The sequence below is a fragment of the Burkholderia sp. COPS genome, from assembly GCF_019425585.1.
Lineage (GTDB): Bacteria > Pseudomonadota > Gammaproteobacteria > Burkholderiales > Burkholderiaceae > Burkholderia > Burkholderia cepacia.
This window is the reverse complement of record NZ_WIXR01000085.1, coordinates 18995-32217: the sequence shown is the minus strand read 5'-3', so window position 1 is coordinate 32217 and position 13223 is coordinate 18995. Positions and strand designations below refer to the sequence as shown.

At 69.3% G+C, this 13223-nt stretch carries 12 protein-coding genes; 2 read left to right on the top strand and 10 right to left on the bottom strand.

The window, feature by feature from the left end:
• The 5 genes from glmS to FOZ70_RS37110 form a co-directional block, all read right to left on the bottom strand.
• A partial coding sequence (glmS, locus tag FOZ70_RS37130) for a glutamine--fructose-6-phosphate transaminase (isomerizing) (RefSeq protein ID WP_219707872.1) occupies positions 1–1757 on the bottom strand: 1757 nt, incomplete at its 3' end.
• Between the two features lie 55 nt (positions 1758–1812).
• Positions 1813–3174 (bottom strand): bifunctional UDP-N-acetylglucosamine diphosphorylase/glucosamine-1-phosphate N-acetyltransferase GlmU, encoded by a 1362-nt coding sequence (gene glmU / locus FOZ70_RS37125; RefSeq protein WP_059490410.1) that lies wholly within the window; start codon positions 3172–3174, stop codon positions 1813–1815.
• Between the two features lie 135 nt (positions 3175–3309).
• The gene (ttcA, locus tag FOZ70_RS37120) at positions 3310–4314 is read right to left on the bottom strand and encodes a tRNA 2-thiocytidine(32) synthetase TtcA (RefSeq protein ID WP_048026641.1); all 1005 of its coding nucleotides are present in this window, start codon (positions 4312–4314) and stop codon (positions 3310–3312) included.
• Positions 4311–4715, bottom strand: coding sequence for a dihydroneopterin aldolase (locus FOZ70_RS37115; RefSeq protein ID WP_006407992.1), 405 nt, complete (start codon positions 4713–4715; stop codon positions 4311–4313). The genes ttcA and FOZ70_RS37115 overlap by 4 nt, the downstream gene beginning before the upstream one ends.
• 78 nt (positions 4716–4793) lie before the next feature.
• A complete protein-coding gene (locus FOZ70_RS37110) occupies positions 4794–5537 on the bottom strand; it encodes an SDR family oxidoreductase (RefSeq protein ID WP_219707871.1) in 744 nt (247 codons plus the stop codon).
• A 13-nt stretch (positions 5538–5550) separates the two neighbouring features.
• Here FOZ70_RS37110 and FOZ70_RS37105 point away from each other — a divergent pair, with 13 nt between their 5' ends.
• On the top strand, positions 5551–6744 hold the full coding sequence (locus FOZ70_RS37105) for an SAM-dependent methyltransferase (RefSeq protein WP_059651105.1): 1194 nt from the start codon (positions 5551–5553) through the stop codon (positions 6742–6744).
• A 347-nt stretch (positions 6745–7091) separates the two neighbouring features.
• On the top strand, positions 7092–7286 hold the full coding sequence (locus FOZ70_RS37100) for a DUF2905 domain-containing protein (RefSeq protein WP_021163761.1): 195 nt from the start codon (positions 7092–7094) through the stop codon (positions 7284–7286).
• A 24-nt stretch (positions 7287–7310) separates the two neighbouring features.
• On the opposite strand, the gene FOZ70_RS37095 is transcribed toward FOZ70_RS37100, so the two are convergent.
• The 5 genes from FOZ70_RS37095 to FOZ70_RS37075 form a co-directional block, all read right to left on the bottom strand.
• Positions 7311–7532, bottom strand: coding sequence for a hypothetical protein (locus FOZ70_RS37095; protein WP_021163760.1), 222 nt, complete (start codon positions 7530–7532; stop codon positions 7311–7313).
• Between the two features lie 112 nt (positions 7533–7644).
• Positions 7645–8553, bottom strand: a complete 909-nt coding sequence (locus FOZ70_RS37090) for a carbohydrate kinase (protein WP_048026647.1) — start codon at positions 8551–8553, stop codon at positions 7645–7647.
• On the bottom strand, positions 8550–9830 hold the full coding sequence (locus FOZ70_RS37085) for an AGE family epimerase/isomerase (RefSeq protein ID WP_027788958.1): 1281 nt from the start codon (positions 9828–9830) through the stop codon (positions 8550–8552). Before FOZ70_RS37085 ends, FOZ70_RS37090 begins: the two co-directional genes overlap by 4 nt.
• Positions 9827–10846, bottom strand: coding sequence for a LacI family DNA-binding transcriptional regulator (locus FOZ70_RS37080; RefSeq protein ID WP_219707870.1), 1020 nt, complete (start codon positions 10844–10846; stop codon positions 9827–9829). The genes FOZ70_RS37085 and FOZ70_RS37080 overlap by 4 nt, the downstream gene beginning before the upstream one ends.
• A gap of 384 nt (positions 10847–11230) precedes the next feature.
• The gene (locus FOZ70_RS37075) at positions 11231–13069 is read right to left on the bottom strand and encodes an EAL domain-containing protein (RefSeq protein ID WP_059490419.1); all 1839 of its coding nucleotides are present in this window, start codon (positions 13067–13069) and stop codon (positions 11231–11233) included.
• Between the last annotated feature and the right edge of the window lie 154 nt (positions 13070–13223).

Here is a 13223-nt window from a genome sequence, read left to right as displayed (position 1 = left end):
CACGCGGTGTGATACGCGAGCAGCTGCAGCGGCACGACGTGCAGGATCGGCGACAGTTGCCCGTAATGCTCCGGCATCCGGATCACGTGCAGGCCGTCGTCGTTGACGATCTGCGTGTCGGCATCGGCGAACACGTACAGCTCGCCGCCGCGCGCACGCACTTCCTGCATGTTCGACTTCAGCTTCTCGAGCAGCGTGTCGTTCGGCGCGACCGTGACGACCGGCATCGCTTCCGTGACGAGCGCGAGCGGCCCGTGCTTCAGTTCGCCGGCCGGATAGGCCTCGGCGTGGATGTACGAGATTTCCTTCAGCTTCAGCGCACCTTCGAGCGCGATCGGGTAGTGCAGCCCGCGGCCGAGGAACAGCGCGTTTTCCTTGCGCGCGAATTCCTCCGACCACGCGATGATCTGCGGCTCCAGTGCCAGCACGCTGTTCAGCGCGGCCGGCAGGTGGCGCAACTGCTTCAGGAACTCGGCTTCCTGCGCGGCATCGACGTGACCGCGCAGCTTGCCGAGCGTCGCGGCGAGCACGAACAGCGCGACGAGCTGCGTCGTGAACGCCTTCGTCGACGCAACGCCGATCTCGGTGCCCGCGTGCGTCAGGAACTGCATCTCGGTGAGGCGCACCATCGCGCTCGTCGCGACGTTGCACACGGCGAGCGTGTGCGTGTGGCCGAGCGACTGCGCGTGCTTGAGCGCCGCGAGCGTGTCGGCCGTCTCGCCCGACTGCGAGATCACGAGCACGAGCTGGCGCGGGTTCGGCACCGATTCGCGGTAGCGGTATTCGCTCGCGATCTCGACCTGGGTCGGGATCTTCGCGATCGATTCGAGCCAGTACTTGGCGGTGAGGCCCGAGTAGTAGCTCGTGCCGCATGCGAGGATCAGCAGGCTGTCGATCTCCGCGAACGCGGCGGGCGCGGCGTCGCCGAACAGCGTCGCGTCGAAGGCTTCGGTTTGCGGCACGGTGTCGCTGATCGCGCGCGGCTGCTCGAAGATTTCCTTCTGCATGAAGTGGCGATACGGGCCCAGCTCGACCGCGCCGCCGTATGCGCTGACCACGCGGATCTCGCGCTGCACGGTGGCGCCGTGGCGATCGACGATCGTCACGCCGTCGAGCGACAGCTCGCACACGTCGCCTTCCTCGAGGAACGTGAAGCGGTCGGTGCTGCCGGCCAGCGCGAGCGCGTCGGACGCGAGGAAGTTCTCGCCGTCGCCGTGACCGACGACGAGCGGCGACCCCTGGCGCGCGCCGACGACGGTGTGCGGCTGGTCCTTGTGCGTCACCGCGATCGCATACGCGCCGTGCAGTTGCTGCACGGCTTCGCGCACGGCGTCGAACAGGTTGCCGCGATACAGGCTGTGCACGAGGTGCGCGATCACTTCGGTGTCGGTCTGCGACACGAATTCGTAGCCCTTCGCGCGCAGCGATTCACGCAGCGTTTCGAAGTTCTCGATGATGCCGTTGTGCACGAGCGCGAGCGCGTTCGACGAGAAGATCGGGTGCGCGTTGTGCGTGACCGGCGCGCCGTGCGTGGCCCAGCGCGTGTGCGCGACGCCGGTCGTGCCTTCGAGGTGCGTGTCGCGCACCTGCGCATCGAGATCGGCGACGCGCTCGACGCTGCGCGCGCGCTTCGGCGCGCCCGGTTCGAGCACGGCGACGCCGCACGAGTCGTAACCCCGGTATTCGAGGCGCCGCAATCCTTCGATCAGCACCGGAACGATATTACGTTGCGCAACTGCGCCGACAATGCCGCACATGAATGGTCAATCCTGTCAGTCGAAGCGGGCGCCGCGCGGGGCGCCCGCAAAAGGTTCAGCTCTTTTTCTTGACCGGGCGGACGTAGCCGCTCTTCGCGGTCTGCGTCTTCTCGTTCAATGCGAGGACGCCTTCGGCGACGTCCTTCCAGATCGTCGTGCCGGCGGCGATCGTCACGCCGCGGCCGACGCGCACGGGCGCGACGAGCTGCGTGTCGGAGCCGACGAACACGTCGTCCTCGATCACGGTGCGGAACTTGTTCGCGCCGTCGTAGTTGCAGGTGATCGTGCCCGCGCCGATGTTCACGCGCGCGCCGATGTCGGCGTCGCCGATGTACGTGAGGTGGTTCGCCTTCGAGCCGTGGCCGATCACCGCGTTCTTCACCTCGACGAAGTTGCCGACGTGCGCTTCGTCCGCGAGCTGCGCGCCGGGGCGCAGCCGCGCGTACGGGCCGATCACGGTGTGCGCGCCGAGCTCGGCGCCGTCGATGTGCGTGAACGCGTCGATGCGCGTGCCCGCGCCGACCGACGCGTTGCGGATCACGCAGTTCGCGCCGATCGTCACGTTGTCCGCGAGCGTCACGTTGCCCTCGAACACGCAGTTCACGTCGATCGACACGTCGCGGCCGCAGCGCAGCGTGCCGCGCACGTCGACGCGTGCCGGATCGGCGAGCGTGACGCCGTCGACAAGCAGCGTTTCCGCGATATTGCGCTGATGAATGCGTTCGAGCTCGGCGAGCTGCGCCTTGCTGTTCACGCCGAGCGTTTCCCATTCCTCGTCGGGTTGGGCGGTGACGACCTCGAAACCGGCCTCGATCGCGAGTTCGACGACGTCGGTCAGGTAGTACTCGCCCTGCGCGTTTTCGTTCTTCAGCGCGCCGAGCCACATCGACAGCTGGGCCGTCGGCGTGACGATGATGCCGGTGTTGATCTCGGCGATCCGCAGCTCGTCCGGCGACGCATCCTTCTGCTCGACGATGCGCGTGACGAAGCCGGCCGCGTCGCGAACGATGCGGCCGTAGCCGGTCGGATCGTCGAGCGTGACGGTCAGAATCCCGTAGCGGCCTTCGCGCGCGGCATCGACGAGGCGCTGCAGCGTCGACGCGCGCGTGAGCGGCACGTCGCCGTACAGCACGAGCGTCGGTTGTGCGGGATCGAGGAGCGGCAGGGCCTGACGCACCGCGTGGCCGGTGCCGAGCTGCTCGGCCTGCACCGCGAACTGGACGTCGGGCGCGGCGACGGCGGCCTGGACCTGCTCGGCACCGTGACCGACGACGACGACGAGCCGGGACGGCTGCAGCGTGCGCGCGGTGTCGATGACGTGGGAGAGGAGCGGCCTGCCGGCCAGGGGGTGAAGCACTTTCGGCAGCGCGGAACGCATGCGCTTGCCGGTGCCTGCCGCCAAAATCACGATATTCATGGCGCCAGCTTGTCAGAGGAGTTCGAAGCCGACCATTTTAGCATGCGGTCCCTGGCGCTCCGGGCCTGTCGCGGCGGGGCGACAGCGCCGGAAAAGGGCCGCCCGGCCCTGTTCCGGCGGGTGTTCGGGCCCTGCTTACAGGTCGTCGAACTGGACGATCGAGATCGGCCGGGCCGCGATCGACTCACCCGGCGCCGCTGCGTCGTCGCCCGACGCGCACGGTTCCTCGTCGAACGCGATGTCGCCTTGCGGATCGGCCTCGCCGGTCGCGCGCAGCGACTGGAACGGGTACAGCGTCGTGTCCATCAGGTGCGACGGCACGACCTTCGCGAGCGCGTTGAACATGTTGTCGACGCGGCCCGGGAAACGCTTGTCCCATTCGCGGATCAGCGCCTTCATTTCCGCGCGCTTCAGGTTCGGCTGGCTGCCGCACAGGTTGCACGGGATGATCGGGAATTCGCGAAGCTCCGCGTATTTCTCGAGATCGGTTTCCTTCACGTACGCGAGCGGGCGGATCACGATGTTCTTGCCGTCGTCCGACTGCAGCTTCGGCGGCATTCCCTTCAGCTTGCCGCCGTAGAACATGTTGAGCAGCAGCGTCTGCACGATGTCGTCGCGGTGATGGCCGAGCGCGATCTTGGTCGCGCCGAGCTCGCCGGCCACGCGGTACAGGATCCCGCGGCGCAGCCGCGAGCACAGCGAGCAGGTCGTCTTGCCTTCGGGCACGAGCCGCTTGACGATGCTGTAGGTGTCCTGGTTCTCGATGTGGAACGGCACGCCGACCTGCTTCAGGTACTCGGGCAGTACGTGCTCGGGGAAGCCCGGCTGCTTCTGGTCGAGGTTCACCGCGACGATGTCGAAATCGATCGGCGCGCGCTCGCGCAGGCGCAGCAGCACGTCGAGCATCGCGTAGCTGTCCTTGCCGCCCGACAGGCACACCATCACCTTGTCGCCCTGCTCGATCATGTTGAAGTCGCCGATGGCCTGGCCGACCTGGCGCACGATCCGCTTGAACAGCTTGTTGTTCTCGTACGCTTCCTTCTGTTCGCGGCGCGTCAGCGCCGGACGGCCGGCCGGGTCGGCGGCTGCGTCGTGGGTGGCGGCATCGGCCGCCGCGTCATTCATGTGGGGGGCGTTCATGCGCGCTCCTCGTCCTTGATGCGAAAGACTTCGACGCCGACGGCGTCGCAGTCCGGATAAGCGTCCGGTTTCTCGGTACAGACGCGTACCGCGCGCACGGCGTCGTGCGCCAGCAGGTGCGCGGCGATCGCGTCGCACAGCGTTTCCTGCAGGTGGATGTGGCCGCGCGCCACGCATTGCGCGACGCTCTGCTTCATCAGGTCGTAGTCGACGACTTCATGCAGCCGGTCGTCCACGGGAGTGGAGCGCGCGAGCGGCACGAACAGGTCGACGTTGATGACGACGCGCTGCTCGCCGCGCTTCTCGTGTTCGAAGGCACCGATGTTGATGTGCACTTCGTAGTCGCGCAGGTAGAGCCTGCGGCAGTCCGCGAGGCGGGGGTGCAGGAGAGCGGAAAACATGGTCGTCCCAGTCAAATTGGCGTGCGCACACGCAAAGCGGCGCGGGCGGCGGCAGTCAGGCCGCGCGATCCGCGCAGTTCATTCATTCGGGCCGGCGGCCGGCGGCACGAGGTGCTCGCCGCCGTCGACGGTCAGCGTCGCGCCCGTGACGCCGGGCGCGCTCGCGAGATAGCAGGCAGCCGCGGCGATGTCGTCCGCGTGCGCCGCGTGGCCGCGCACGAGCGCCGCGACCCGCACCTTCGGCGCGAGCGCCAGCGCCAGCGCCGACGTCGCGCGGTTCAGCGCGGCCTGCATCAGCGCGTGCGACAACTGCGCAGGCGCAGGGTGAAACAGCGCCTGGTCCAGCACGTGGATCGCGCATGCGCGCAGCGCTTCGTGCTCGCGCGCGGCGTCGGGCGTCGCATCGGCGAGCGCGCGGGCCAGCGCGAGCGGCGCCGTCACGTTGCGCGCGAGTGCGCCGGCGAGCGACGCGCCGTCTACCGTGTGCGCGTCGTCGGCGCCCGCGCTGGCGCTCACGAACACCGCGCACGCGGGCCGGCCGAGCGCCGCGCCGCACGCGGCGACGAGTGCGGCGGCTTCGGCTTCCAGGGCCAGATCGGCGTCGAGCACGGCCGCGCGGCGGCCGAGCGCTGCGACTTCGGCGACGAGCGCGTCGGCGGCCGCATGCGGCGTGCCGGGGCTGCGCTGCAACGCGACGTCCCAGCCGCGCCGGGCGAATCCCGTCGCGAGCGCACGACCGATCGACGCGGCGTCGGCCGCGCTGCCCAGGGCACCGGTGACGAGCGCCACGCGCAGGGTCGACGTATCGGCTGAAACGGTCATTTACAATGCCGGGATGAACCCGAAAGCTCACGAACCCGCTAGTTTACCTGCTCCCGGCCCTGACGCGCTCGCGCAGTCCGAAACCCTTGCCGCGCAACTGCGCGACGAGATCGCGGCGGCCGGCGGCTGGCTGCCGTTCGACCGCTTCATGGAGCGTGCGCTGTACGCGCCCGGCCTCGGTTATTACAGCGGCGGCGCGCGCAAGTTCGGGCGCCGCGCCGACGACGGCAGCGACTTCGTCACCGCACCCGAGCTGTCGCCGCTGTTCGCTCGGACGCTCGCGCAGCCGGTCGCGGAAGCGCTCGCGGCGAGCGGCACGCGTTGCGTGATGGAATTCGGCGCCGGCACGGGCAAGCTCGCGGCCGGTCTGCTCGCGGCGCTCGACGCGCTGGGCGCCGGACTCGACGAATACCTGATCGTCGACCTGTCCGGCGAACTGCGCGAACGGCAGCGCGACACGATCACGGCCGCCGCGCCGGCGCTCGCCGCGAAGGTGCGCTGGCTCGACGCGCTGCCCGAGCGGTTCGACGGCGTCGTGGTCGGCAACGAGGTGCTCGATGCGATGCCCGTGCGCCTGTTCGCGAAGGCGGGCGGCGCATGGCAGGAGCGCGGTGTCGCGCTCGATGCGCGGCAGGCGTTCGTGTTCGAGGACCGTCCTGCCGCGCCGGCCGGCCTGCCGGCGGTGCTCGCGGGGCTCGACGAGGCGGGCGACGGTTACGTGACCGAGACGCACGAGGCCGCGCTGGCGTTCACGCGCACCGTCTGCACGATGCTCGGACGCGGCGCGGTGCTGCTGGTCGACTACGGCTTTCCCGCGCACGAGTACTACCACCCGCAGCGCGACCGCGGCACGCTGATGTGCCACTACCGGCACCATGCGCACGACGATCCGTTCCTGTACCCGGGGCTGCAGGACATCACCGCGCACGTCGAATTCACCGGCATCTACGACGCGGCCGTCGCGACCGGCGCCGACCTGCTCGGTTACACGTCGCAGGCGCGCTTCCTGCTGAACGCGGGCATCACCGACGCGCTGGCCGCGATCGATCCGTCGGACATCCGTGAATTCCTGCCGGCCGCGAACGCGGTGCAGAAGCTGATTTCCGAGGCCGAGATGGGCGAGCTTTTCAAGGTGATCGCGTTCTCGCGCGGCATCGACGGCACGCTCGACGCGTTCGCGCGCGGCGATCGCTCGCACGCACTCTGACGGGACTAGGGCCTGTTTCCATATGGAACGCACATGCGAATGCCCGAAATCGCTCGTCCCCCAAGGGGACTTCCTCCGGGGCGTAGGGCAAGAAGTGAGGAGCGCCGTTTGGCCGCGCCAAACAAGCGACGAGCGACGCCGCCATACGGGCGATTTCGGGCATTCCCGTGACATGATTCTATTAATTTGGGGTTGCCACGAGAACGGCCGCTCGCCGCGTTGCGCTCCTTGCGAATACGTCCAGTATTCGCGGCGTCCCACGGGGACTTCCGTTGGTCGTCGCGCGCCTCGCGAGCGGCCGTTCTCGTGGCAACGCATGCGCGTTCCATATGGAAACAGGCCCTAGCATGCTGCGCTGGCTGTTGACGACGTTCGTCGCGGTGATGATCCTGACGCGCTGCTGGCCGTGGCTCGGCAAGCTCGGCATCGGGCGGATGCCGGGCGACGTCACGCTGACGCTCGGCGGGCGGCGCTACCCGTTCCCGTTCATGTCGACGCTGGTGCTGACGATGCTGGTATCGATGGTGGCGCGGCTGCTCTGAGCCGCGCCTGAAGGTTGGTGCGCGTTACAGCTCAATCTCGCCGAGAATCCGGTGCGCGAGCGCTTTCGCCTCGTCGAACGCCTCTTCCTCGCTGGGGCTCGTCGAGTGGACGTCGTAACGCGTGTTCTCGGTGTCGTCCCCGTCGTCGCGCGAGAGGATCACGTAACCCTGGAACTGCCCGTTGCCCGCGTGCTGGGTATGCGCCTTGGCCGTGTAGATGCCTTTCGTGAACGTGTTCGTGTCCATGGTGCTCTCCCGCAAAAGGACACTTCATCGTAGCACTGCGGCGCAGCATGTACAGCGCCGCTTATCGGTGACCGAACAGCGTCCGGTCACCGTTCGTGCCCTCGGCGTGCCGTCAGCGTTCGATCAGTGCGACGACCTCGTCGAGCGTCGGCGCGTGCGCACCCGTATGCCGGCACGCCGCTGCGCCCGCGGCCAGCGCGAACACGAGATGCTCGCGCCACGTGCGCTGCGGCGCGGCCATCAGGCTGAACAGCATGCCGCCGATCGACGCGTCGCCCGCACCGACGGTGTCGGCCACCTCGACGCGCGGCGGGCTGGCTTCATGCACGTCACCGTCCGCGTAGAGCGTCGCCGCCTGCGCGCCGCGCGTGACGAGCACGGCCGCGCGCGGGTTCAGCGTGCGCACCGCGGCGATCGCGTCGGGGCCGTCGCCGCCGAACAGGTGCCGCAGGTCCTCGTCGGACACCTTGATCAGGTCGGCGAGCGCGGCCATCCTTTCCAGCGTCGGCCGGTACGCGGCCGTCATCAGGTTCCGGACGTTCGGGTCGAAGCTGATCTTCACGCCGCGCGCGTGCAGGTCGGCCGCGAGCGCGGCCAGCGTGCCGGCGAGCGGCTCGCGCACGAGGCTGATGCAGCCGAAATGTGCCCATTTCACGTGGTCGGTCCAGCCGGCCGGCAGCCGCGCCGGATCGAACGCGAGATCGGCGCTCGCTTCGCCGATGAAGAAATACGCGGGCGGGCGTGTCTCGTGAACGATCGCGAGCAGCGGCGGCCGCGCGACGCGCTGCAGGAAGCGCAGGTCGAGCCCGGCCGCGTCGCTCGTGCGCCACAGCACGTCGGAGAAGCAGTCTTCGCCGATCGATCCCGCGAGCGCGCTCGGCACGCCGAGCCGCGCAACCGCGCGCGCGACGTTCCAGCCGGCGCCGCCCGGTACCGACGTCCATTGCGCATCGCCCGCGCGCACCATGTCGGTCAGGATGTCGCCTGCCGACACGAAAGCCGGAAACGTGCCGCCGCTCATTGCGTCGGCTCGCTGCGCTGCGCGCGCGCGAGGGTTGCCAGCACGTCGTAGCACGCGCCCATCGTGTGATAGTCGGTCTTGCCGGCCGGGCTCTTCTCGTCGCTGTACTTGCGGTTGTCGCAGGTGAGGATGCGGTACCACGCGCCGTAGCGGTGATCGACGAAGTGCGCCCAGCTATAGCGCCAGATCTCGTCGTACCAGTCCCAGAAGCGCTCGCTGCCGGTGCGCGCGCCGAGCATCGCGGCCGCCGCGAAGGTTTCCGCCTGCACCCAGAAATACTTGTTGTGGTCGCAGATCGTGAAGTCGGGGCCGAAGCCGTAGTACAGGCCGCCGTGGTCGGCGTCCCATGCGTGCGTGAGCGCGGCGTCGAACAGCTCGGCCGCGCGCGGCACGAGCCAGTCGAGCGGGCGGTGCCGTTCGAGGATCAGCAGCAGCTTCGCCCATTCGGTCTGGTGCCCGGGCTGGAAGCCCCACGGGCGGAAGATGTTCGAGCTGTCTTCCTTGTTGTAGTCCCAGTCGACCGACCAGTCCGCATGGTAGTGCTCCCACACGAGCCCGCCCGACAGCGCGGCCTGGCGTTGCGTGATGTGGGACGCGAGCTTTTCCGCGCGATCGAGGTACGTGAGGTGCCCGGTCGCCTCGTGGGCCGCGAGCAGCGCCTCGGTCATGTGCATGTTCGCGTTCTGGCCGCGGTACGACGACACGATCCAGTTCGGCGTCGCGTCGTCCGCGTAGAGGCCCGCGGCCGCGTCCCAGAAGCGGTGCTCGGCGAGCTCGTAGGTGGCCGCGATCAGCGGGCGTGCCTCGTCGATGCCGGCCATCGTCGCGTGCGCGGCCGCGAGCAGCACGAACGCGAGCCCGTAGCAGTGGCGCGTGCCGTCGAGCGTCGCGCGCTTCGCACCGTCGCGCCAGTCGAGTTCCCAGTCGTAGCCCTGCAGTTCGTCGTCCCAGTGCGCGTCGCGCAGGAAGCGCAGCCCGTGGCGTGCGTATTCCAGGTGGCGCGGATCGCCGAAATGCCGGTACGCCATCGCGTAGTTGAAGACGAACCGGCAACTGCTGACGAGGTGGCGCGACGTGCGGTTGTAGATGCTGCCGTCGTCGCGGAAGTAGTGGTAGAAGCCGCCCGTCGGGTCGAACGCGTTCGTTGCGTAGAAGCGCAGCGTGTCCTCGATGTGCGACAGCAGGAACGACGGATCGCGGAAACTCGCGACGAACGGCGCGGCTTGCGTGTGGGCGGCCGGCGCGGCGGTGCAGGGTTGGACCGGGGGCATGTTCATGATTCGGTGACCGTGGCGGTATCGAGTGCCGGGGAGCCGGCGGGCTGACTGCTGGCCCGCACGATCAGCTCGACGGGCAGGGAAATCTCGGTGCGATCGGGCGAGTCGGCGAGCAGCAGCTCGACGCCGCGGCGGCCGAGCGCTTCCTTGTCGACCGCGAGCGTCGTGAGCGGCGGGCTCGCGTGCGCGGCGGCCGGGATGTTGTCGAAGCCGACGATCGCGATGTCGTCCGGAATCCGCAGGCCGCGCGCGGTGCACACGCGCTGCGCGGCGAGCGCGGCCGCGTCGTTGTACGCGAACACGGCTTCGGGGCGCGGGCCCGGCGCGTCGAGCAGCTGCTCCATCGCGCGCGCGGCGCCGGTGTCGGGATCGAGCCCCGCGTCGATCGTCACTTCGTAGGCGGGATCGAACAGCCGCCCGGCTTCGAAGAACGCGCGCCGGTAGCCGATCGCGCGCTGCGCGATGCTGTAGTGCGCGGGCGAGCCGCCGATGAACGCAATCCGCGTGCGGCCGGTGGCGAGCAGGTGGCGCATCGCGAGCGCCGCACCCGTTGCGTTGTCGATGTTCACCGAGCGCAGGCCGGGCGCCCACAGGTCGATCAACACGAGCGGCCGGCCGGTCGCGGCGAGCGCCTCGATCGTCTCCGGCTCGATGAAGCCGGCCACCGCGATTGCGTCGGGCGCGTGCGGGCGCATCTGGCGCAGCACGTCGTCGTTCGGCCCGACCGTCAGCAGCGTCGGCACGATGCCGCGCTCGCGGCAGGCGTCCTCGACGCCGTGCAGCACGTGCGAGAAGAACGGGCTGGCCGGAAAGCGGTTGTGCTGGCGATGCAGCAGGAAGGTGAGCCGGCGGATGCGCGGCCGCAGCTGCGCGGGATCGTAGCCGAGCCGCTGCGCGATCTCGACGATGCGCGCACGCGTGGCTTCGGACAGGCCCGGCTGGTTTTTCAGCGCGCGGGAGACGGTGCCGATCGAGACCTCTGCCGCCCGCGCCACATCGCGAATGGTGGTACCCATCGTTCGGGGTCCGGTTTGTTTAGGGTGAAAGCGATTGTATAGTAAAACGTATCGCGGAATTCGGGCCGGATAACCGGGGAATACCCGGAAATTACCGGTTTTTAAGCGCTAATCTGCGAAAACGACGTTACTAAAAATACTAAACAAAACACGAAAAAGGCAAGGTGGACGTGCCGGTGCCCGGCGAGCGGGAAGTGGCGGCCAGCGTGCCGGCTTCGCGCATGCGCGCACGCGTGCCCGGCGGCTTGCTCAGGCCGGCGGGAAGGCCGGGTGCAACGAGCGGCCTGGCAGCGCGGCGGGCGTCCGGGCATGACGGACGGCGGCGCATCGCCGCCGCATCGGGCACCTTGCGTCTGCGAACGAGGAAGGCCGGCTGCCCGCCGGTCAGCGTATTGCCACGGCCGGCGGTTCGCCGCGATCGCGCAACGCGGCGCGGCCCGCATCGAGGTCGACGACCGCGAGCCCGTCCGGCTGCTGTTTCGCGCGCCGCTTCGCGAGCGCGGCGACCGATGCGATCTCGTCGCTGCCGTAGCGTTTCGCGCCGTGCGCGCCGGCCGGCACGCCGACCGCGCCGATCGCCATCGTCACGAAACCGAAGAACGCCGGGTTGCCGTGGCGGTCCTCGCCGCGCAGCCCGCCCGCCTGCCGGTCGGCCTGCGTGTAGAAGCGCTGCGCGCCGTCGTTGAAGCGCGCGATCGCGTCGGCGGCGCGTTTGCGCCAGTCGTCGCGCTGGAACAGCACGAGGAAATCGTCGCCGCCGACGTGCCCGAGAAAGTCGCGCTGCGGATCGCACACGCCGGCCAGCACCGTCGCGGCGAACTTCAGCACCTCGTCGCCCTGCCAGTAGCCGTACTGGTCGTTGAACGGCTTGAACTGGTTCAGGTCGACGTAGCACGCATGAAAGCCGGCGTCGCGCTGGAGCAGGCGGTCGATGTGCGCGCTGATCGGGATGTTGCCGGGAAGGAACGTCAGCGGGTTCGCATAACGCGCGGCCTCGATGCGCATCTCGGTCACCGCGCGCACGAGGCTCTCGCCGGTGCCGAGCCCGACGTAGCGGCCGTGTTCGGTGATCACGACGCCGTCCGCGAGGTAGCGCTGGTCGTGGCTCGCGAGCAGCATCGCGAGCTGCTCGAACGTCGTCGCGTTGTCGATCATCAGCGGCGCGTCGTTCGCGAACTGCAGGCACGGCTTCTTCCCGAACACCTCGCGGTGGTACGGCAGCGCGAAGCGGTCGATGAAGCCGCGGCGATTCACGAGCGCGACGGGCCGCCCGCGTTCGACGAGTGCGACCGCGTGCAGGTCGGGCATCCGGTTGAACAGGTCGAGCACGTCGTTGCTGGTCGCGTCGCGCGGCAGGGCTGGCGCCGGAACCAGCATCTTTCCGGCGATCGTGCCGGCCGGCCGCACCGGGCGCGTCGCGCCGGGAAACACCGCGATGTGCGGCGTGCGAATCGCGTCGCGCGCGGCCGGTGCGACGACCCGCGACGGCCGCGCGTTCGGCCGGCCGAGCAGGAAACCCTGCACGCAGCAGATGCCCATGTCGCGCACGACGATCAGGTCGCTTTCGTTCTCGATGCCTTCCGCGATCAGTTGCGCGCCGCTTGCCTGCGCGAAGTGCTGCATCGCCTTCACGGCCTCGAACTTCAGCGGGTCGCGCGCGATGTCGTGGATGAAGAAGCGGTCGATCTTCACGACGTCCGGATGCAGGCGCAGCCACAGGTTCATGCTCGCGTTCGCGGTGCCGTAGTCGTCGAGCGCGAACTGGATGCCGGCGTCGCGCAGCGACGCGACTGCCGGCCCGATATGGGCGATGTCCGTCGTCGCGTTCTGCTCGGTCAGTTCGATCACGATGCGCTCGGCGCCGACCCGCGCACGGTCGAGCCGTTGGCGGGCGCGCTCGCGTTCGCGCGCGAGCTGCAGGATCGTGCCCGCGCTGAAATTGAGGAACAGCTTGCCGTCGCAGCCGAGCGCCGCGAACGCGTCGAGGCAGGTGAGCGCGGCGGCCTGTTCGAGCGCGATGGTCTCGCCGTCGCGCGCGGCCTGCGCGAACAGCGCGGCGGGCGTTTCGAGGTCTGTGCCGCGCGGGCCGCGTATCAGGCCCTCGTAGCCGACGACCGTCCCCGAGCCGAGATCGACGATCGGCTGGAAGACGGCGGCCAGCGCACGATCCGCGATCAGGCGGGTGGTGCGGGCGGCGGCGGAGTCGGGATGGGGCGCGGGCATGGGCGAGGGCAGCCGAATCGACGGGACGCACGACTTAACGGCACCGCTCGCGGAGAATTGAATGAAGATTTCGTGACGCGACGGGCATTGCTGGTGCATCGCGTGGGGGCGTGGGTGGAAGGGCGTTGCGGTGGGAAGGCGGAAGGCGGAAGGC